This is a genomic window from Streptomyces sp. DSM 120436, from assembly GCF_055778765.1.
The window spans coordinates 3611103-3631021 of record NZ_JBSKBS010000001.1 but is presented as its reverse complement, the minus strand read 5'-3'; the positions used below and the strand labels follow the sequence as shown (position 1 = coordinate 3631021).

Annotated in this window: 21 protein-coding genes; 10 read left to right on the top strand and 11 right to left on the bottom strand. The window is 74.3% G+C overall.

What is annotated here, in order from left to right; all coding sequences use genetic code 11:
* Positions 1-376: 376 nt before the first annotated feature.
* Together ACWH4W_RS16175 and ACWH4W_RS16170 are read left to right on the top strand one after the other, a co-directional pair.
* The gene (locus tag ACWH4W_RS16175; RefSeq protein ID WP_473076429.1) at positions 377-763 is read left to right on the top strand and encodes a DUF1622 domain-containing protein; all 387 of its coding nucleotides are present in this window, start codon (positions 377-379) and stop codon (positions 761-763) included.
* Entirely contained in the window at positions 763-1038 is a 276-nt protein-coding gene (locus ACWH4W_RS16170; RefSeq protein WP_473076428.1) for a hypothetical protein, read from the top strand. Before ACWH4W_RS16175 ends, ACWH4W_RS16170 begins: the two co-directional genes overlap by 1 nt.
* A 153-nt stretch (positions 1039-1191) precedes the next feature.
* Here ACWH4W_RS16170 and ACWH4W_RS16165 read toward each other — a convergent pair whose 3' ends face one another.
* From ACWH4W_RS16165 to ACWH4W_RS16155, 3 genes are all read right to left on the bottom strand, one after another.
* Positions 1192-1581, bottom strand: a complete 390-nt coding sequence (locus tag ACWH4W_RS16165) for a four-helix bundle copper-binding protein (protein ID WP_473077513.1) — start codon at positions 1579-1581, stop codon at positions 1192-1194.
* A gap of 310 nt (positions 1582-1891) precedes the next feature.
* Positions 1892-3418: a cellulose binding domain-containing protein gene (locus ACWH4W_RS16160; RefSeq protein WP_473076427.1), complete on the bottom strand. Its 1527-nt coding sequence runs from the start codon at positions 3416-3418 to the stop codon at positions 1892-1894.
* Positions 3419-3698: 280 nt separating this feature from the next.
* Complete coding sequence (locus tag ACWH4W_RS16155; RefSeq protein WP_473076426.1) at positions 3699-5021, bottom strand: radical SAM protein; 1323 nt, start codon at positions 5019-5021, stop codon at positions 3699-3701.
* Positions 5022-5175: 154 nt separating this feature from the next.
* On the opposite strand from ACWH4W_RS16155, the gene ACWH4W_RS16150 reads away from it, so the two are divergent.
* Positions 5176-6429, top strand: a complete 1254-nt coding sequence (locus tag ACWH4W_RS16150) for an FAD-binding protein (protein ID WP_473076425.1) — start codon at positions 5176-5178, stop codon at positions 6427-6429.
* Between the two features lie 37 nt (positions 6430-6466).
* Here the strand turns inward: ACWH4W_RS16150 and ACWH4W_RS16145 are convergent, their stop codons facing one another.
* Positions 6467-7006 carry a hypothetical protein gene (locus ACWH4W_RS16145; RefSeq protein ID WP_473076424.1) on the bottom strand — a complete coding sequence of 180 codons (540 nt, stop codon included), beginning with the start codon at positions 7004-7006 and terminating at the stop codon, positions 6467-6469.
* Positions 6988-8727 (bottom strand): PHP domain-containing protein, encoded by a 1740-nt coding sequence (locus ACWH4W_RS16140; RefSeq protein WP_473076423.1) that lies wholly within the window; start codon positions 8725-8727, stop codon positions 6988-6990. The genes ACWH4W_RS16145 and ACWH4W_RS16140 overlap by 19 nt, the downstream gene beginning before the upstream one ends.
* A 215-nt stretch (positions 8728-8942) precedes the next feature.
* Between ACWH4W_RS16140 and ACWH4W_RS16135 the strand changes: the two genes are divergently transcribed.
* Entirely contained in the window at positions 8943-9521 is a 579-nt protein-coding gene (locus tag ACWH4W_RS16135) for a TetR/AcrR family transcriptional regulator (protein ID WP_473077512.1), read from the top strand.
* A gap of 18 nt (positions 9522-9539) precedes the next feature.
* On the opposite strand, the gene ACWH4W_RS16130 is transcribed toward ACWH4W_RS16135, so the two are convergent.
* Together ACWH4W_RS16130 and ACWH4W_RS16125 are read right to left on the bottom strand one after the other, a co-directional pair.
* Positions 9540-10319 carry an isocitrate lyase/PEP mutase family protein gene (locus ACWH4W_RS16130; RefSeq protein WP_473076422.1) on the bottom strand — a complete coding sequence of 260 codons (780 nt, stop codon included), beginning with the start codon at positions 10317-10319 and terminating at the stop codon, positions 9540-9542.
* Between the two features lie 64 nt (positions 10320-10383).
* Positions 10384-11220 carry a class II glutamine amidotransferase gene (locus tag ACWH4W_RS16125; protein WP_473076421.1) on the bottom strand — a complete coding sequence of 279 codons (837 nt, stop codon included), beginning with the start codon at positions 11218-11220 and terminating at the stop codon, positions 10384-10386.
* 154 nt (positions 11221-11374) lie between these two features.
* On the opposite strand from ACWH4W_RS16125, the gene mmuM reads away from it, so the two are divergent.
* The 3 genes from mmuM to ACWH4W_RS16110 all read left to right on the top strand — a co-directional run bounded on the left by mmuM (position 11375) and on the right by ACWH4W_RS16110 (position 14738).
* Positions 11375-12295, top strand: coding sequence for a homocysteine S-methyltransferase (gene mmuM, locus ACWH4W_RS16120; RefSeq protein WP_473076420.1), 921 nt, complete (start codon positions 11375-11377; stop codon positions 12293-12295).
* A gap of 296 nt (positions 12296-12591) precedes the next feature.
* A complete protein-coding gene (gene rho, locus ACWH4W_RS16115) occupies positions 12592-13749 on the top strand; it encodes a transcription termination factor Rho (protein WP_473076419.1) in 1158 nt (385 codons plus the stop codon).
* 158 nt (positions 13750-13907) lie between these two features.
* Positions 13908-14738: a nucleotidyltransferase domain-containing protein gene (locus ACWH4W_RS16110; protein ID WP_473076418.1), complete on the top strand. Its 831-nt coding sequence runs from the start codon at positions 13908-13910 to the stop codon at positions 14736-14738.
* Between the two features lie 40 nt (positions 14739-14778).
* Here ACWH4W_RS16110 and ACWH4W_RS16105 read toward each other — a convergent pair whose 3' ends face one another.
* Complete coding sequence (locus ACWH4W_RS16105; protein ID WP_473076417.1) at positions 14779-15312, bottom strand: hypothetical protein; 534 nt, start codon at positions 15310-15312, stop codon at positions 14779-14781.
* Positions 15313-15352: 40 nt separating this feature from the next.
* A complete protein-coding gene (locus tag ACWH4W_RS16100; protein WP_473076416.1) occupies positions 15353-15877 on the bottom strand; it encodes a 2'-5' RNA ligase family protein in 525 nt (174 codons plus the stop codon).
* Positions 15878-15993: 116 nt separating this feature from the next.
* Between ACWH4W_RS16100 and ACWH4W_RS16095 the strand changes: the two genes are divergently transcribed.
* Together ACWH4W_RS16095 and ACWH4W_RS16090 are read left to right on the top strand one after the other, a co-directional pair.
* Entirely contained in the window at positions 15994-16512 is a 519-nt protein-coding gene (locus tag ACWH4W_RS16095; RefSeq protein ID WP_473076415.1) for a hypothetical protein, read from the top strand.
* Positions 16513-16561: 49 nt separating this feature from the next.
* On the top strand, positions 16562-17131 hold the full coding sequence (locus ACWH4W_RS16090; protein WP_473076414.1) for a DinB family protein: 570 nt from the start codon (positions 16562-16564) through the stop codon (positions 17129-17131).
* A 342-nt stretch (positions 17132-17473) separates the two neighbouring features.
* Here the strand turns inward: ACWH4W_RS16090 and ACWH4W_RS16085 are convergent, their stop codons facing one another.
* Positions 17474-17701: a hypothetical protein gene (locus ACWH4W_RS16085; protein WP_473076413.1), complete on the bottom strand. Its 228-nt coding sequence runs from the start codon at positions 17699-17701 to the stop codon at positions 17474-17476.
* Between the two features lie 293 nt (positions 17702-17994).
* On the opposite strand from ACWH4W_RS16085, the gene ACWH4W_RS16080 reads away from it, so the two are divergent.
* Positions 17995-19206, top strand: coding sequence for a LacI family DNA-binding transcriptional regulator (locus tag ACWH4W_RS16080; protein WP_473076412.1), 1212 nt, complete (start codon positions 17995-17997; stop codon positions 19204-19206).
* Here ACWH4W_RS16080 and ACWH4W_RS16075 read toward each other — a convergent pair.
* Complete coding sequence (locus ACWH4W_RS16075) at positions 19181-19831, bottom strand: ThuA domain-containing protein (protein WP_473076411.1); 651 nt, start codon at positions 19829-19831, stop codon at positions 19181-19183. The genes ACWH4W_RS16080 and ACWH4W_RS16075 overlap by 26 nt on opposite strands.
* Positions 19832-19919 lie beyond the last annotated feature (88 nt).

Here is a 19919-nt window from a genome sequence, read left to right as displayed (position 1 = left end):
GGGGAGAAGCCGTCTGAGGCGGGCCAGGCATCGAGCAAGGGCTGCCCCACCGCCGCAGCCGTACCAGCCGCCGACGGACGAACGGACACCGCCGGCCGCCAGTGCCGCAGCCGGCCGTCCAGCAGCGCGAAGCGGGCCGCGGTGTGACGCCGCACCTGCCGTCATACCGAGCGGGCCCCACCGCTGCGATCTCCCTGTGCGCGCATCAGACGGCCCCGGAACGACGGCGTGCGCCGCGCCGCCGGAGTCCAGGCGGAGGGCGGGGCCGAGGCGCCGCCCAGCGAGTCGCACCAGAAGGCCGGCCGTCCGGCGGCGACCGGGTGAGAACCGTGCCCGGCAGGCGAGTCGGCCCGCAGGACGGGGTACCGGCCTCATCATGCCCTTGTCGATGGAGCTCCTGCCCGAGTCGACGCTGCGCGACGTGATCGGGCTCCTTGTCAGAGTCGTCGAGTCCGCCGGCGCACTGATCATCTTCGTGGGAGCCGTCTGGGCATTCGCACAGTTCCTCCTGGCCGGACTACGGCGTGACCGCAAGCTGTCCGGCTTCAACCGCATCCGCCTCAGCCTCGGACGCTTCCTCGTCCTGGGCCTGGAGTTCCAGCTCGCCGGTGACGTACTGCGGACGGCCGTCGCGCCGAGCTTCGCGGAGATCGGGCAGCTTGCGGCGATCGCCGCGATCCGTACCGCGCTCAACTACTTCCTGGGCCGGGAGATCGCCCAGGAAAGAGCCGAACTCGACGCAAGGGAAAAGACCGTGGCCTGATGACCCCCTGGCTTCACACCGCCGCCGCGCTCACCACCGTCCTGGGACTGTTCAGCGCCTGCGTGGCCCACCTGGCCGTGGGCCGGTTCCGCACGTCACTGGGTGTGCTGCTCGACTTCCTCACCGCTGCCGGACTGATCAAGCTCGCCGACGAACCGTCGTGGGGGCGCGTCGCCGCCGCGGCCGGTGTGATCGCCGTCCGCAAGCTCATCACGACACGTCTCGGCCAGCCCTTGCGCGACGGCACGCGGAGGGCGGACCACCGGCCGACATGAGCGGACAGCAGCCGTCGTCCTCTGCCGGTCGCCGACCACGGATCGCCGTCCGAGAAGGGTGTGACCGGAACCCGCGCAGGAGGTCACGGCCATACCTCACCCTGCTTTCCTGCCTTCTCCCTCGCGGCCTTGCGGGCACACTCGCCCGGCCAGTCAGCCGAGGGAGGTGATCAGGTCGTTGCAGGCCTGCTCGCAGCGTCGGCAGGCTTCGGCGCACACGCGACAGTGGTCGTGCATGCCGGCGTGGCGTTCGCATTCGTCGCCGCAGGCCTTGCACACCGTCGCGCACGCCTGGAGCACGGCGCGCGTGACGTTCGCGTCGTAACCGGTATGACGGGAAAGCACGGCGGCGGTGGCGGTACAGACGTCCGCGCAGTCCGCGTCGGTGCGGATGCACTTCGTCAGTTCGTCGACCGTCTCCTCCGACAGGCACGCGTCGGCGCAGGCCGTGCACGCCTGCGCGCAAGCCAGGCACTCCTCGATACAGCGCGCCAGTTTCTCCCTGTCCACGCCGCCCAGATCGGCGGGGTAGGCACTGAGCATGTCCTTGACCACAACAGCCACTACTACCTCCAGCAATGGTGCGTCTTGCGTGAATTGTCATGGAACGTGTATCGCCTGGCGCACAGCCCAAACCCGGGCGCACTCGGGTGGCGCCCCCGGGTGCCCGCCATCGCCTCACCGGTGGGCCGGAACACCCTCGACGCCCACGGTGTCGAGGGGCGCGAGACGTTCACCCGCCTCACGCCGGGGGACACCGTCCGGGCCGGCGGCTCGAAGGACACGGTCGATGCGGTCGTCCGGACCACCGGATACCGCCCTGCCTTCCCCACCCGGCCACAACGTCAACCGCTCACGCCACCCCGCAGGCCCTCCCGTCGACCGTGAAGTCCGACGCCCGGACGTCCGTGTCCTGCCTCGCCGCGATGAAGCCGAAGGCGAGTCTGCCGCCCGCGGCGACGCTCGCGTTGTAGTCGGCCGCGGTGGCGGTCACCCGTGTGCCGGCCTGGTGGACCGAGGCGTCCCACATCTGGGTGATGCGCTGGCCGTCGGGGAGGGTGAAGCCGACCCGCCAGTCGTCCAGGGCGTGCCGGGTCGTCACGGTGACGGCCGCCTGGTAGCCCTCCGGCCACTGGTCGAGCACGTCGTAGTCGACCAGGCAGGCGGGCCGCGAGGTGCCGCCGTCCCCCGGCGCGGCGGCGGCGCCGGAGGACGTGCCCTGTGGTTCCGGGTCGGGATCGGGCTTCGGGTCCGCCGTGCGGGAGGGCGGGGCGCTGCTCGGTGCGGCAGTGGCGCTGGAGGCGGAGACGGAGGGGGCCGCCGAGCCGGACGGCGCCGTGCCCGCCGGCGGCAGTGACGGCGCGGGCGCGGCCACCGGCCCCCCGCGGTCGTTGTCGGGGGCGGCGGTCCCGGAGTCCCCGCCGTCTCCGAAGGGCATCAGCGACACCGCGAGCGCGAGCAGCGAGACGACGGCGGCGGCGGCCATGGGCCCGTGCCGGGCGAGCCGCGCCCGGCGGCCGGGCCCGTCCGCCGGGCCGTCGGTGTCCGGGTCGTCGGCGTCCGGGTCGGCGCCGTCCGGGTGCCCGGCGCCCAGTCGCGCCTCGGCGGCGCGGCGGCGGCGCTCCAGGTAGGCGGGGCCGCCCCAGCCGATGACCCCGTCGGCCAGCGCGCCGGGCAGGGCGCCGTCGTGCGGGCGCAGGCAGGCGGCGGCCTCCGCGCACCGGCGGCAGGTGGCGAGGTGCCGGGACAGGTCCTCGGGGGCGTCCGCGGCGGGCGAGCGGGTGACGGCGTCGAGCAGCCGGGCGTAGCTGCGGCACTCGGCGTCCATCGGGGAGTCGAGGTGGTTGCGGTGGCAGCGGTCCCGGAACAGGCGGCCGGCACGGGCGAGTTCGTCGGCCGCGGTGGCCGGGTCGAGGCCCAGTCGGCGGGCCACCAGGGGCAGCGGCAGTGCCTCCGCCTCGGCCAGCCACAGCAGTTCGGCGTCCGCCTGCCGGAGGTCGCGCAACCCCCGCAGGGCGATGGGCCGTCCGAGGGGCGGCCCGGTGTGGCGGGCGGCCTCCTCGGAGTGCAGCCACAGCCGGAGGCCGGGGTCGAGCTTGTGCCCCTGCCCCTCCTTCTCCCACCTGGCGGCCGTGTTCCGCACGGCGGTCAGCAGCAGGGGGACGCGGGGCAGCCGGGAGGAGCGCCGGCCGGTCCCGCGCACGCTTCCCGACTCGGCCGCGCGCAGGTGCCGTATGCCCTCGGCGAAGGCCTCCCGGGCCAGTTCCGCGGCGGCGTCGGAGTCCACCGCGCACAGGTCGGCGTAGGAGAGCACCGCGTCCCAGCATTCGGAGAACAGGGCCGCCTCGGCGGCGTCCTGGGGGCTCGGCAGGTCGGGCATGAGACTCCTGCGTCCACGAGCGAGGTCAACTCGCCGTTCCGGCGGGTGGAGTTGAAGGGAACCCCGCGGCAGTGGACGAGAGCTTCGCACGTCCCCGACACCACTGACAAGCGCTGTCTTCACTTTGTGTGGCGGTATCGCGACCCCCCGCAGGGACCCCTCTCAGGGACCTTACGCAGGAAAGGCCGGAACGTCTCGGTTCCGGCCTTTCCTGTTCCGTCCTGCCTGGTCCGCCTCGGTACGCGCGGACGTTCGGACCGCCTCGGTGCGCAGCAGACGCTCAGACCGCCTCGACGGGCTCCTCCGCCGGGAGGCTGTCCATGAAGGAGCTGACGGAGAACACCGCGCGGCCGGGTCCGGGCGGGCCGTACCCGGGGGGCGAGGACAGACCGAAGTCCTCCATGGTCTGCCGGTACGCCTGGAGGAGGCGGATGTGGTACTCCAGCGGCGCGCCCTGCGGGTTGGCCTTGCCGAGCGGGGTGGTCGGCTCCGGGCACCAGGTGGTGAAGCGGGGTGTGATCCCCTTCGACATGAAGAAGCGCAGGCCCTCGGTGGTGGACGCGATGGCCTCGTCGACCGTCTTGAAGCCGAACGGCTCGGCCATCTCCACGCCCGCCACGAAGTTGGGGATCACGTTGCGCGCGCCGAAGATCTCGGCCGAGTCGAGGATCCGCCGGTGCCACTCGTCCCGGCCGACGTACCGCTCCTTGCCGGGGCAGTACATCTTGAACAGGTACTCGTCCCACACCTCGTAGTTCGGGTGGTAGATCTGCACCCCGTAGTCCTTGAAGCGCTGCACGTCGTCCTTGGGCAGCGCCTGGGCGACGACCTTGCCGATCCAGCGGCCGGGGAAGCGCTCTTCGATGGCCTTGGCGTAGTGGCCGTAGAAGTCGGCCTCGTCACGGCCGGAGACGGTCCTGGTGATCGCACCGCCGGTGAGGGTGTAGGCGGTGGACGCCTTCGCCGTGTCGTACCGGTCGATGATCTCCAGGGCCTCGAGGACCTCCTCGACGTCCTTCACCCCGGTGTAGGGCCGGCCGGCCGCCTTGTGCTGGCGCCAGTTGTGATTGATGTCGCAGTACTGGCACTCCTCCTTGGCGCCGAAGTACTGGCAGACGCGGAAGACCGTCAGGTAGATCAGGTAGCCCCACTGGATGGTGGGGGCGACCTCCATCACGGACTTCCCGTTGGACAGCTTGTGCCGGTAGTACTCCGGCATCGGCGGCACGCCGACGTCGGAGATCCGCCTGCCGTCCAGGTAGAGGCCGAGCATGCCGTGCTCGTCGGCGGCGACCCGGTACGGGGACGACGGGTTCACACGGACGGACACGACCGTGCGGCGCAGGTCGTACGGTCCTCCGGTGAGGATGATCTCCTCCGGCGGGCGGCGCAGCGCGGCCTCGCCCAGCTCCGGCAGGGTGCCGTGGTCGAAGGAGAAGATGAAGTACGACTTCGGTTTGACCTCGCCGCCCTCGTTGTCGCTGAGCGCGGACGCGTCGAAGGCCACACCGCCGCGCAGCAGGTCCTCCTTGAAAACGGCCTCGCGCGGAACGTGCGGGAACCGCTCCATCAGATCCTCGACCAGCGCGGTACGGCTGCCCATCGCGTGTTCTCCTCCCGGTGCCGACGTACGACTCCTCACGGTATGCCCCCGGTCGGACGTCCGGGGCGGCGGGTCCCCCCACAAGGCGCGGTTCACTGCCGAGGTAGGTTCCGTCGGGGCCCGTCCACGGGTCCGCCGGCGGGAAGGACGAGGGATGACCGGGCGTGTGACCAACTGGGCGGGCAACATCACCTACGCCGCCGGGGAGCTGCACCGGCCGCGCACGCCGGAGGCGCTGCGCGCCCTGGTCGCGGGCTGCTCCCGGGTGCGGGTGCTGGGCAGCGGCCACTCCTTCAACCGCATCGCCGACGCGGGCGAGGACGGCGTCCTCGTGTCCCTCGCCGCGCTTCCCCCGCTGATCGAGGTGGACGCCGAGGCGCGGACGGTACGGGTCGGCGGCGGGGTGCGGTACGCGGAACTGGCCCGCGAGGTGCACCGGCACGGGCTGGCGCTGGCGAACATGGCGTCGCTCCCGCACATCTCGGTGGCCGGGTCGGTCGCCACCGGCACGCACGGCTCGGGCGTCGGCAACGGCCCGCTGTCCGCGTCCGTGCGCGCGGTGGAGCTGGTCACGGCGGACGGCTCGACGGTGACCCTCGCGCGCGGCGACGAGCGGTTCGGCGGCGCGGTCACCTCGCTGGGGGCGCTCGGCGTGGTCACCGCGCTCACCCTGGACCTGGAGCCGGCGTACGAGGTGGAGCAGCGGGTGTTCACCGAGCTGCCGCTCGACGTCCTGGACCCGGGCACGTTCGACGCGGTGATGTCGGCGGCGTACAGCGTGAGCCTGTTCACCGACTGGCGGGAGCCCGGCTTCCGGCAGGTGTGGGTGAAGCACCGCACCGACCGGCCGCGGGCGGACTTCCCGTGGGCGGCGCCCGCGACGGAGAAGGCGCATCCCGTGCCCGGGATGCCCGGGGTGAACTGCACCGAGCAGTTCGGGACGCCGGGCCCGTGGCACGAGCGGCTGCCGCACTTCCGGGCGGAGTTCACGCCGAGCAGCGGCGCGGAGCTCCAGTCGGAGTACCTGCTGCCCCGGGAGACCGCCGTGGACGTGCTGCGCGCCCTGGACGGCGTGCGGGAGACGGTCGCGCCGGTGCTGCAGACCTGCGAGGTGCGCACGGTGGCCGCCGAGGAGCAGTGGCTGGGCCCGGCGTACGGCAGGGACACGGTGGCCGTGCACTTCACCTGGATCGAGGACACGGCGGCGGTGCTGCCGGTGGTGCGGCGGGTGGAGGAGGCGCTCGCGCCGTTCGGGCCGCGGCCGCACTGGGGCAAGGTGTTCACCACCCCGCCCGCCGAGCTGCACGCCCGCTACCCGCGGCTGCACGACTTCCGCTCCCTGGTCCGCGAACTGGACCCGGAGGGCACGTTCGGCAACGCGTTCGTGCGGGACGTGCTGGGCGGCTGAGGCGTGGGGGCCCGGCGGGCCCCCACGCCCGGCGCCCTCAGTGGTCCGCGCAGCAGGGGGTGGGGTCCGGCGCCTCGAAGGGCACCAGGGTGTCCCCCAGGGCCGGGGTGGCCGCGAGGACCAGCGCACGGCCCTGCCACTGCGGCCGTACGTGGTCGCGGGTCACCATGCGGGCGTCCGGCTCCGGCGGCAGGGGCGAGCCCAGCACCGTCACCCGGTCGATCGCGGAGCACTCCAGCAGTTCCCCGACCGTCAGGGTGCCCGTGAGCCGGGACACCCCCGGGTAGAGCACCGCGCGCCCCGACGGGTCCGGCAGTCCGGCCGAGACGGCGCCGTACTCCCCCGCCGCGAGCCGCTCCCGCACGCTGTCCCACAGGGACGGTGAAGACGCTGAAGGCAGGGACAGCGACACGACGACCCTCGGGCGGCCGTCCCGCACCAGGTGGGTGCAGCCGACGGTGTCCGCGGGCAGGGCGAGCCGGTCCGCCAGCCGGTGCAGCAGGTGGTCCGCCGCCCGCAGGTCCCGCGCGCCCGCGTCGACGGTGAGCGCGTACGCCGTCACGACGGCAGCACCCACACGGGGTTGGAGTAGAACCACAGGTCGCGCCAGGGGTCGGCGTCGCCCACGACGTCCAGGGCGGGACCGGCGGGGTCGACCTTGGCGCCCATGACGCCGACGGCGGACCGGTTGCCGTCGGTGCCGCGCAGCCGCAGGTACACGGGACGGTCGACCCGCCCCAGGTCGAAGGTGAGCCGCACGCTGCCCGCGGACTTCCCGATCTCGTACGACCGGACGACGGCCGCCGTCGGCGCGGTGAACGTGTCCCGGTCGGAGACCGGGCCGGTGACGTCGCCCTGGATGACGTCGACGCGGGCCAGCGCGGGCGTGAACCCGGCCCAGTTGGGGCCGCCCGCGAGCGCCACGTCGGCGGTCAGCGTGACCTTCGTCCCCTTGCGGACGTGCAGGGCGCCGCCGAGCGTGGCCCAGCGGCCGCCTCCGGACACCCGGACGTCGAGGCCGCTGATGAGCTGCCCGTGGTCGACCCAGATGCGGCCGGCGCGGATGCCGTCCATGACGGCGGCGTAGGAGAAGCCGTCGGCGCCGACGTGGGTGCGGCTGTACTGGCCGGGCCAGAAGTCGCCCTGCCGGGTGTCGATCTTCCCGGCGTACACCGGGTCGCCGTGGCGGCCGTCGGTGGCGAAGTCGCCGGTGCCGCGGGCGGTGGTGTCGGCGTACACCTGGTGGGAGTCGGAGTTCGCGGTGATCCACCAGGGGCGGCCCTCGGCGAGGAGGCTGTCCCACAGGCCGCCGACGGTGGCGGTCATCCAGTCGAAGCCGCCCCAGGTGCGGTAGCTCTCCAGCGGGTAGCCGGGGAAGGAGTTCGGGCCGGGGCTGCCGTCGTAGATGCCGCGTGCGCCGCCCGGGCCGAGCGGGCCGGGCAGTCCGGCGGCCTGGTGGCCGGGCGCGCCCTCGAAGCCGACGGCGATCTGCCGGTCCCGGCCGGTGGCGTCGCGCCAGGCGCGGATCTCGTGCGGGGAGTCGATGCCCTTGCGGGAGGGGTGGTTGGCGAGCATCAGCACGTCCTCGACCTTGCGGCGCCGCACCTGCTCGGCGAGGAACCGGAGGCCGGCCACGGCGAGGGCCTCGTTGGCGGGGGTGGAGTCGCCCGCGCCCTTCACGCTGCCGTCGTAGTCGTTCTCGAACTGCTTGAGCACGGCGACCTCGTTGCGTCCGGGGTGGACGAAGACGGTGCCGTGCTCGGCGGCCGGGATGTTCCACTCCAGGCCCTGGAAGACGAGGGTGTCCCGGTGGGCGGCGCGCGCCTGCCTGATGTCCGGGTTGACCTTCTCGACGCCGATCCTGGCGTGCGTGGCGCTGCCGTGGTCGGTGATCACCAGCCAGTCCATGCCGTGCCGGGCGCCCTGGCGCACCTGGTCGACGACGCGGTACTTGCCGTCACTGCTGTACTGGGTGTGGATGTGGTGGTCGCCCGCGAGCCACAGGAAGCCCTTGGCCGGGCCTCTGCCGCCGCCTCCGCGGCCGCCCGCCGCGGGTGTGGGTGCGGCGGGCGTGGCCGCGGCGGTGCTGCCGGACAGCACGGTGCCCGCGGCGAGGCCCGCGCCCAGCAGGCCGGCCCGGCGCAGCAGGGCGCGGCGGGACGCCTGCCCGGGGTCCAGTGCCTCGTCGGGCACGGAGGTGTCGAAGGCGGCGGGCAGGGGCGCCGTCGCGCCGTGCCCGTGATCGTGGTCGTGGTCGTGGTGATGGTGGTGCGGTCCGTGTGCGTGCCCGTGACCCATGACTGGCCTCCTCGTCGTACTGCGCCGCAGTGGAGGATCCGGGGGGCGCGTGAACCGGGTGCGTCCGCGGGGTGACCGGCGCGTGCCGCCGACACGACGGCTGCGGACCGTCGGAGACCGGTCGTCACCACGGATCGGCCGCAGCCGGGCCACATCCCGCTCAGGTCGGCTACATTCACCTGTTCCGAAGCCCGCCCGACCCCCCGGAGGCCCGCATCCCCCGCGCAGGACTCACCGCCGACCGCCTCGTCGCGGCGGCCGTCGACCTCGCCGACGAGGCCGGCTACGAGAACGTCACCCTGTCCGCGCTGGCCCGGCGTTTCGACGTCAAGGACGCGAGCCTGTACGCGCACGTACGGGGGCTGCGGGACCTGCGCACCCGGATGGCGCTGCTGGCGGGCGGCGAGCTGACCGACCGGATCGCGGCGGCGGTCGAGGGCCGCACCGGCAAGGAGGCGCTGGCCGCGTTCGCCGGCGCGTACCGCGGCTACGCCCTCGCCCACCCCGGACGGTACGCGGCCGCCCAGATGCGTCTGGACGAGGCCACGGTGACGGGCTCCCCCGCGCTGCGCCGCACCGCCGAGGTCGTCTACGGCCTGCTCCGCGCGTACGGTCTGGAGGAGCCCGATCTCACCGACGCGGTACGGCTGTTGCGCAGCTCCTTCCACGGCTACTGCGCCCTGGAGTCCGCCGGCGCGTTCGGCGCCCCGCGCGACCTGGAGGCGTCGTGGGACCGGATGATCGACGCGCTGCACCTGACGCTGCGGAACTGGCCCCGCCGGACGGCGGACTGACCCACGGCGGGGGCGCCGTCACCCGGCGAGCCGCCGCACCTCCCGGTAGGCCGGCACCGTGCCCTCCCCCGGCGCGCGCCCCTCCCGCACCGCGACCGCCGCGTCCAGGGCCGCGCCGAGGGCCCGCCGGTACGGCAGCGAGCCGAGGCTGACGCGGTGGACGCCGAGATCGGCGAGCTGGGCGAGGGACGGACCGCCGGGCGCGTGGAGGACGTTGAGGGGACAGCCGTCCAGGGCGCGCACCAGGGCGGCGAGGGCGTCGGGGTCGGTGAGGCCGGGCACGAACACGCCGTCCGCACCGGCGTCGCGGTAGGCCAGGACCCGGTCCAGGGTGCCGTCGCCGTCGCCGAGCCAGTACGTGTCCGTCCGGGCGTTGACGAAGAGACCGGGCGCGGCGGCGCGCACGGCCTTGATCCTCGCCACGTGACGGCCGACGGGCCCGAGCCCGTCCTCGAGGTTGATCCCGACCGCGCCGCGTGCCTGTACCTCCCGCGCGAAATCGGCTACTTCGCCGGGATCGTCGCTGAGGCCGTCCTCCGCGTCGACGGAGAGGAGGACGGGCAGCGCGCCGAGGGTGCTCGTGAGCCGCAGCGTCTCCGCGCGGGTGGCCCGGGCCCCGTCGGGCAGCCCGGCCGCCGCGGCGACCCCCAGGCTCGTGGTGCCGACGGCGGGGAAACCGTGGGCGTGCAGGAGGGCCGCGGAGGCGTGGTCCCAGGCGTTGGGCAGCAGCAGGGGCCGGCCCTGGCGGTGCAGCACGGCGAAGGCCCCCGCGGGGCGGGCGGAGTGGTCGTCGGTCATACGGGCCACGCCAGGGCCGGGACCGTTCGGCGCCGGCCGAACCGTCCGCGCCCCCGGTCCCGTCTCACTCCGGCTGCTCCGGCTCGAACGCGTGCATCTCGTCCCCCTCCGGCTGCACCACCCCGTACGTGCTCTCCGGGACGGCGTTCCAGGCGCCGGGGAGGTCGCCGAGGGGCTCGGAGACGATGAGGCGGGCGTCGTCCGCGATGTCGCGCAGGAACGCCACGTCGGGGTGGAGGGACTTCAGCGTCTCGACACGCGTGCTGTAGAAGAGGGACCGGGACTGGTGCTGCGTGGAGTAGCGGAACGCCCACAGCCGCTCGCCGTCGGTCACCGCGATCGTCATCTGCAGGGGGTGCTCGACGCCGTGCGCGCGACCGGTGCGCTCCACCAGGCCGGCCATGCGGGCGACGGCGCCGCGCGGGTCGTCCTCCAGGCCGAAGGTGAGCGCCAGGTAGAACATCATCTCGGAGTCCGTGGACCCCTCGATGTACGGGAACAGGTCCGGGCGGACGGCCAGCGCGAGGTCGCGCCGCAGCAGGGGGAAGCCGTCGATCGCCCCGTTGTGCATCCACATCCAGCGGTCGTACCGGAACGGATGGCAGTTGGTCTGCTGCACCGCCGTGCCGGTCGAGGCGCGGATGTGGGCGAAGAACAGCGGGGAGACCACGTGCCCGGCGATCTCCCGCAGGTTGCGGTCGCTCCAGGCCGGGCCGATGTCCCTGACCACGGCGGGACTGTCCTTGGCCGGCACGTACCAGCCGATCCCGAAGCCGTCGCCGTTGGTGGTCTCCACGCCCATCCGGGCGTGCAGGCTCTGGTCGATCAGGGAGTGCACCGGCCGGTAGAGCAGGTTCTCGAGCAGGATCGGTGTGCCCGAATAGGCGAGCCAACGGCACATGTCCACCGCCTTCCCGGTCGGGACCGGACCGCGTGTGCCGCCCGGCGGGGCGCGAGCAGGATCGCTCGCGCCCCGGCCGGACACCGCACGCTCCCGCCCCGGGTACCCCTCGCGCGCGGTGCGACGCGGTGCGCGCCTCGGTTAGCGTCGCCGTATGAGCGGCAGCACCACGGGATCCCTCGCCTCGGCCCTGGCGGACGGCACGGTCGTCCTGGACGGGGGCATGTCCAACCAGCTCGCGGCGGCCGGCCACGACCTGAGCGACGAGCTGTGGTCGGCGCGGCTGCTCGCGGAGGACCCGGAGGCGGTCACGGCGGCGCACCTCGCGTACTTCGAGGCGGGCGCGGACGTGGCGATCACGGCGAGCTACCAGGCGACGTTCGAGGGGTTCGCGCGCCGCGGGACCGGCCGGGACCGGGCGGCGGAGCTGCTGGCGCTGAGCGTGGAGTGCGCCCGTACGGCGGCCCGGCGCACCTCGGGCCCGCCCCGGCCGCGGTGGGTGGCGGCCTCCGTCGGCCCGTACGGCGCGATGCTCGCGGACGGCTCCGAGTACCGGGGCCGCTACGGGCTGTCGGTCGCGGAGCTGGAACGGTTCCACCGGCCGCGGATGGAGGTGCTGGCCGCCGCCGCTCCGGACGTCCTCGCCCTGGAGACGATCCCCGACACGGACGAGGCACAGGCCCTGCTGCGCGCGGTGCGCGGGCTGGGGGTGCCCGCCTGGCTGTCGTACTCGGCGGCCGGGGGCCGGACGCGGGCGGGCCAGCCGCTGGAGGACGCGTTCGCGCTCGCCGCGCGGGCGGACGAGGTGATCGCCGTCGGCGTCAACTGCTGTACCCCCAAGGACGCGGACCACGCGGTCGCCGTCGCCGCCCGCGTGACCGGCAGACCGGTGGTGGTCTACCCGAACAGCGGCGAGCGGTGGGACGCGCGGGCCCGCGCCTGGACCGGCGCGCCCACGTTCTCGGCGTCCCGGGTGACGGGCTGGCGGGAGTCGGGGGCACGGCTGATCGGGGGATGCTGCCGGGTGGGGCCGGAGACGATCACGTCGGTCGCGCGGACGCTGCGGGGGGCGTAGCGCGCCCGCGGGGCTCCCTTGCCCCGGGCCCGCACCGTGGTACGGTGCCATGAGTGCCGTGCAGCGCCCCGTCGGGCGCCGGGCCGGTCTTCACCGCCGAAACCTTCTTCACCTCGGCTTCTCACCTCCCAGCCGTCACATCGGCCCTTGCACCGCCGCGTACGGCTTTCCCCACGGTCGCACGGCGACCGCAGTGAGGTTCCCACCGCTGTGAGGCGCGCACACGCCCTCCCGAAGACCGCGGTTCCCCCTTCTTCTCTTTTCTGCTCCTGTCCGTCCGTGAAAGGACCACTCACATGACCACCGCCCTGGACCGCCCCGCCCGTCAGACCGCCGGACGGCAGCAGCAGCCGCAGTCCGTCACCGTCACCGGTGTCCTCGACGTCGACGCGACCGGGAAGGGGCACCTGCGCGGCCCCGGCCTGGTCGCCGGCTCGTCCGACCCCGTCGTCTCCCCCGCCCTGGTGCGCCGGCACGGTCTGCGCGAGGGCGACCTGGTGGAGGGCGTCCTCGGCGACCGGCGCGCGCTCACCGACGTCGCCCGCGTCGAGGGACGTACGCCCGGATCGCTCACGGGCCGCCCCGCCTTCGGTGACCTCACCCCCGTCCACCCCCACCGCCGGCTGCGCCTGGAACACCGGGCGTCCGGGCTCGCCGGCCGCGTCGTCGACCTGCTCGCACCGGTGGGCAAGGGGCAGCGCGGACTGCTCGTGGCCCCGCCCAAGACCGGCAAGACGGTCCTCATCCAGCAGCTCGCGGCGGCCGTCGCGGGCAATCACCCCGAGTGCCGGCTGATGGTGGTGCTGCTCGACGAACGCCCCGAGGAGGTCACCGACATGCGGCGCTCGGTGCACGGCGAGGTGTACGCCTCGACGTTCGACCGGCCCGCCAAGCAGCACATCGCGCTCGCCGAGCTGGTCGTGGAGCGGGCCAAGCGGCTCGCGGAGGCCGGCGAGGACGTCGTGATCCTGCTGGACTCGCTGACCCGGCTGTGCCGCGCGTACAACAACGCGGCGGGCCCCGGCGGCCGCACCCTCAGCGGCGGCGTGGACGCGGGCGCGCTGACCGGGCCGAAGCGGTTCTTCGGCGCGGCCCGGCAGACGGAGGAGGGCGGTTCGCTGACGATCCTCGCCTCCGCGCTGGTGGACACCGGGTCGCGCGCCGACGAGTTCTTCTTCGAGGAGCTCAAGGGCACGGGCAACATGGAGCTGCGGCTGAACCGCGAGTCGGCGTCACGGCGCCTGTTCCCGGCGGTGGACATCGCCCCCTCCGGAACCCGCCGCGAGGAACTGCTCCTCACCCGTGAGGAGCTGACGGCCACCCAGGGCCTGCGCCGCGCCCTGACCTCCCGCGACTCCGCGACCGACCTGGACACCCTGCTGACCCGCCTGCGCGAGACCCCGGACAACGCGACGTTCCTCCGGCAGGTGCGCCCGACGCTGCCGAACGGCTGACGCCGGACCGCGCCGCGGGTCTTGGCCGGGCCACCCTATGATGTCGTCCATGGGCAACTTCTCCTGAGCGGACCGCGACGGTCCACCGACACGCGCCCGGCAGGCGCCGGGCTCCGTCAGCGTGCCCGCACGCTCACCTCAGGAGACACGATCACGCCATGTCCGTTCACTCTGCCCGTTCCGCCCTGGACGACCGCATCGCACGCCTGCGACAGCTCGCCCACGCCGACACCCGGCTGGAGGGCGTACTGCTCTACGGCTCGTGGACCGTGGGCGAGGCCGACGCCCACTCCGACATCGAGGCGTACCTCTACATCCAGGACGACCGCCTCGCCGACTTCGACGGCCCGGCCTTCCTGGCGCAGCTCGCACCGCTCCAGCTCTCCTACACCAACATGTACGGCGTGCTCGCCGTCGTCTTCGACGACCTGATGCGCGGCGAGTTCCACCTCACCCCCGCCGGCCCCGGCATCGACGAAGTCCCCAGCTGGCAGGGCATGGTGCACCTGCCCCGCCCCGACGACGCCGTCCTGCTCGACCGCACCGGCCGGCTCACCCGGGCCGCCCGGCAGCTCGCCGCCTTCCAGCCGCCCGAGCCGGTGACCACCGCCCAGCAGCTCACCAACGAGCTGACCAACTGGACCCTCATGCTCGCCCACGTCCTGGCCCGCGGCGAGATCGCCCGCGCCCACGCCCTGCTGCACACCGTCATCGCACCCCAGCAACTCCAGCTCTGCCGCCTGTTGCGTGACAGCACGGCCCACTGGCTCACCCCCAGCCGCGCGCTCGAACAGGACCTGCCCGACACAGACCGTCATCGCTACGTCGCCACCACGGCCGCCGCCCGTGACCAGGACGTGCGCACGGCGGCCCGCAACAGCTGGCGCTGGAGCCGCGACCTGGCCGCCGAGGCCGCCGACCGCTGGGCCATCCACCTGCCGCACGAACTGCACGAACACATCAGCAGCCGCCTGAACGGGCCTCGCTGACCACATCCGGCCGCCGCACAACGCCGATCGAGACCGCCTTCTACAGCCGCTCACCCACGCCAGGGGCCTCCGGAGGATGCGCCCCGCCGCCGTCCTTGACGTCGTCCTCGCAGGTCCGGCGGTCGTGGGTGGACTGGTCGTTGGGGATCAGCAGCACCTCGGCGACCCGTTCGGGGTGGTCGACCTCGAGGTAGGAGTCGCCCGTGTAGGCGCCTTCGGGGCCGGACGTCTGAGCCGAGTGGACCGTCTGGCAGCCCAGGACCGCGCGCTCCTCGTCCACCGCGCAGACGTCGACCGCGGGTTCGCGTCCCAGGACCCCGGCTCCGTGGAAGCGGATGTCGAAGTGGATGTGATCGCCTTCCGCCGGCACCTGCGGGTGAGGTTCCCTGCGCCAGCCGGGCACCTCGGCGGTGACGCCGACGGGCCGCCCGTCCTCGTCCTCGATCTCCACCCGCACCCCCGCCTCTCCCCGCTCCGCCGTCGTGTCGGTGCAGCTCCACAGGAGACCGCAGCCGGACAGGGTGAGCATCGCCAGGGCCGATGACGTGCCGGCGAGTACGCGTGCGAGGGTCACGAGGACGACCTCCGGTGAGTACCGATGAGGGCGGGACGGGTCAGGGACGGGGGTGCAGGATCTCCAGCGCCCCCGTCTCCGTGTCGAAGCTGCGCAAGGTCGTGAGGCGGGCCGACAACGGGAGGGGCGGAAGGAGTTCGGGGATGCGGCGGCTGGTGAAGGCGCCGGGGCGGCGGGTGCGGCCGAGGGTGATGTGCGGGCTCCAGTTCCCCGGTGCGTGGAGGGGGTTGAGGGTCTCGGGCCGGTTCTCCGAGGTCACCGCGTCCCACACCGTGCGGTGCAGGTCGATCAGCGCGGGGTCGAGGGCGAGCGACCAGGCCAGGACGGACGTGGGGCGCTCGAAGCGGATCACGCCCTCGAAACGGACCGGAAGAGGCAGTCCCGCCGCCGCCCCGGCCAGCTCCCAGCGGATGGGAGCCGTCAGCTCCGGGCAGGCGGCCAGGGTGAGATGGGGGCTGTTGGTGGGTGAGCGGTGGCGCGCCTGACTGGGCAGCCCGGCGTCCGCGAGTCGTCGCCAGGCCTCCCTGACCGCCGAATCCGCCGCCTCGTCCAACAGAAGTTCCACCGTGCGCACCTCGGCAGCCTACGCGTGCGCCGGTGCGCCTTCCGTGCATCGAACGGCATGTTGCGAGTGGGTCAAGGTGCGCGACTTCGTGCGCGTCCGCACGTTCCATGGCAGGCATGGTGCGCAGAAGAGCGATGTCCCTTGCCGTCAACGCCGTCACCGCCGTTGCCGTGGTGCTTCTTTCCGTCGCCTCGTGTGCTTCCGGCGACGGTGACGGTGGTGGCGGCGAGGGCGGTGAGGACCGGTCCACGAGCGGGGCCGACACCAAGGTGACCACGTCGCGTCCCCCCACGCCGCCGCCCTCACCCTCGCCGACCGGGCCCTGTGCCGACGGGTCGTGCGAGATCACGGTCGGCGTCGGGGACGTCGTGGAGGTTCCCGAGACGTACGGGCTCGGGCCGATCGAGGTCACGGCGGTCGCCGGGGACGAGGTCGGGATGGTCGCGCCGGTCCACGGGTCGGGCTACAGCATCGCCGGCTGTTCCGGGGGCGGCGGCGTGACGTCGCACGGCGGCGGAGGCGTCCGGCTCCGCTGCGGTGAGGGGCCCGCGGCGACCCTGAACGACGTCATGAGCCTTGAGGTGGTGGAGGTGCGGGGCGGGACGGCTGTGCTGCGTATCGCGCCCGCATCCTGACCCCGGGGCGGCGAAAACCATTGGCGGGTCCGTGCCGCCGCGGTCGAGCATGGGGCGCATGACCGACGCACCCGCGCGATGGACCCGGGCCACCGTCCACCCCGACATGTGGGCCGACCCGGACGACGATCCCCGGAACAACGAGGGGCCGGGCCCGGACGGTGAGCTGCCGACGCTCAGGGAGGTGCTGCGGGACTACCGCCTGACGCTGCGCATGAAGTGCGAGGGTCTCACCCCGGAGCAGCTGGCGCGGCGGTCGGTGCCGCCGTCGACGATGTCGCTGCTCGGACTGGTGCGGCACCTCGCCGAGGCCGAGCGGGACTGGCGGAACTGGGTCAGCGACGGCGAGCCGCTGCCGAAGCTGTACGGCCGGCGGGACGCGGACTTCGACGAGGCCGTGGGCGAGCAGGCCGTGGTCGACGCCGCGTACGCGGATCTGGAGCGGGAGCAGGCGGCCACCGACGCCGCCCTCGACGCGCATCCGGACCTCGGCGAGCGCCTCGGGCGGGAGAAGGTCGCGGTGCGGGAGCTGCTCGTGCACCGGATCGAGGAGTACGCCCGTCACTGCGGCCACGCCGACCTGCTCCGCGAGTGCGTCGACGGCCGGGTGGGGCAGTAGCGGAGACGCTTCCGACAGCGCCGGCCCGACGACACCGCCCCGGCAGCGCCGGGCCGCCTGCACGCTGCGCTGCGGCATGCCGGTGGCGCATCAAGCGGAGAGAGGTCCGCTTTGCCCGTGTCGTGCTGGGGTTGTGTCCGAGCACGGGCGGGGCGGGAGGCCGGGTCCGCCCCCCGCGTGGACGGCCGCCGCACGAAGTTCGTGCGGGCGCCGGCGGGCCGTCACCCCGGCGACGGCCGGGACGGACCGGCCCCGCTCACGTGCTCGCGCCCTGTGCGTCCCGGCCGGCGCCCGCCGCCCGCGGCCGGGCCTCCCCGGAGGGCCGAGTTTCCTCGGGACGCCTCAAGCGCGTCGCGGCGCTCCGCCGCGGCGCAGCCGGCGGATGACCGAGCGGACCTCGGGCGATGGCGGCTCGTGCGCGGACCGCTTCGCGGCGGGCGGGGTCCACAGGGCCAGTTCGCGGTCGCGGGGTCCGTGGATGCCGCGGAACACGGCGACGCCCCGCTCCCACCGGCCGCGCACGGCGCCGTACGCCGTCGTGGTCACCGGGTTCCGCCGCTCTGCCGTCATGCCGCCCACCGCCCTTCGCCCGCACGTGCTCCGTCCGGTTCGGCCGCAGTCGGCGGCCCGGTGCTTCGGCCGCCGCCGGTCCGGCGGTTCCAGGCTCCGCTTCCGGCCGCCGACCGAAGTCCGACACCCGCGGCCCGAACTCACCGGTGGCAACAAGAGCACCACACGTCTCAGCCGTGTTCCTGCCCGAGCGGCGGGCGACCCCGGGCACTCGGCAGGGTCCTTCCCGCTCCGCGACCGCGGTCTTACAGTAGGAAGCGCTTTCTATCCGGTGGGAGAGGTGGGTGGGCCCGATGGGCCGAACGGGGCGTGCGCGCACGACGGCCGGACCGACCCTGGCGGTGGTGGCCCGCGAGGCGGGCGTCTCCGTGCCCACCGCCTCGAAGGTGGTCAACGGCCGGGAGGACGTCGCCCCCGAGACCCGCCGACGCGTCACGGAGACCCTGGACCGGCTCGGTTACGTCCGCCGCCCCCGGTTCGACGGGGCGGGGGCGGCGCCTCCGGTGGACCTGGTGGTGAACGCGCTCGACGACTCCGCCTCGGGCGCCGTGCTGCACGGTGCGGAGGAGGCCGCGCACGACGCCGGTCTGGAGATCGTCGTCCGTGCCGCGGGCACCCGCACCGGCTCCGAACGGCCCGGCCGCGCCTGGCTGGAACGCCTGGCGCTGCGCGGTTCGGCGGGCGTCCTGTTCCACCTCGCCGAGCCGAGCGCGGCGCAGTGCGCCTGGCTGGAGCAGCACCGCGTCCCCTTCGCGCTGATCGACCCGGCGTGCGAACCGCCGCCCGGCGCGGTCTCGGTCGGCGGGGCGAACTGGCAGGGCGGGGTGACGGCGACCGAGCACCTGCTGGCGCTGGGCCACGAGCGCATCGCCGTCGTCGCCGGTCCCCCCGGCCGCACGCTGCCCGGCCGGGCCCGCCTCGCCGGTCACCGTTCGGCGCTCGCCTCGGCCGGGGTGCGCCACCGCCCCGAGTACGTGCGCCACGCCGACGGCCCGGACGGCGCCGACGAGGCCGCCGTGCGCCTCCGGACGCGCGAGCTGCTCGACCTGCCGCAACCGCCGACGGCCGTCCTCGTCTGCTCCGACCGGATGGCGCCCGGGGTGTACGGGGCGCTGGCGGAGCGCGGCCTGCGGGTGCCGGACGACATGAGCGTGGTGGGTTTCGACGACCTGCCCGAGGCCCGCTGGCTCACCCCGGCGCTGACGACGGTCCGCCAGCCGCTCGCCGAGATGGCGGCCACGGCGCTCCGCCTGCTGCTGCGCATGCGGGACGGGCACCGCCCGGAGGGCACCCGCACCGAGCTGTCGACCCGGCTGGTGGAGCGTGCGAGCACGGCTCCGCCTCCTCGTGCAGGCGCGGCTCCGCCCCCGCGTGCTGACGCGCCCTCGCCCCCGCGTGCGAGCACGGCCCCTCCCCCGGTGCCGCCGTTCGGCCGGCCGGCGGCCGTGCTGCTCGGCGGTGCGGCGCCGTGGCGGGAGGTCAGCGGGTCCCCGCGGCCCAGGTGATCCCGCCGTGCAGGTGGGCGCGGAAGAGCGGGTCGTCGTAGGCCTCGGCCGGGTGACCGAGGGCGGTGTAGAAGACGCGCCCCGCGCCTTGTTCACGGCACCAGGCCAGGGGGTGGTCGTCCCCCATGGTGCCGCCGTCGTACGACGACTCGTCGGCGGAGAGGAGGACGTGCACGGCGTTGCGCGGATTGGTGCGGAAGTCGTACCACTCGTCGGTCACCTCCCAGACGGCGGGCAGGTGCCGGGTCGCCGGGTGGCCGTGGTCCTCGACGAGGGCGCGGCCTGGCTGGACCGGGGGATGGCCGTCGAAACGGGCTCCGAGGAGTTCGCCGTAGTAGGGCCAGTCGTCCTCGGTGCAGGCCGCCGCGTGCACGCCGACGAACCCTCCGCCGCCCTCGACGTACGCCGCGAGCCGTTCGCGGCCGGCCGGGGTGAGCACCTCGCCGCTGGTGGAGAGGAACACGACCGCCGCGTACCGGTCGAGCGGCCCCTCCAGGGCCGCCGGGTCCTCGTGGGCGTGGACCTCGAAGCCGCCGAGGGTGCGCAGGGCGGCGATGCCGGCCGGGATGGAGTCGTGCCGGTAGTCGGTGGTGCGGGTGTAGACGAGGAGCGCGGGTTCGGCCATGCGCGGGAGCCTACGCGTGCGTGCGCGGCCCCCGGGCACGGGGTTCCGCCCCTCCGGTGACCGCGCAGCGGCGGTTCACCGCGGGAAG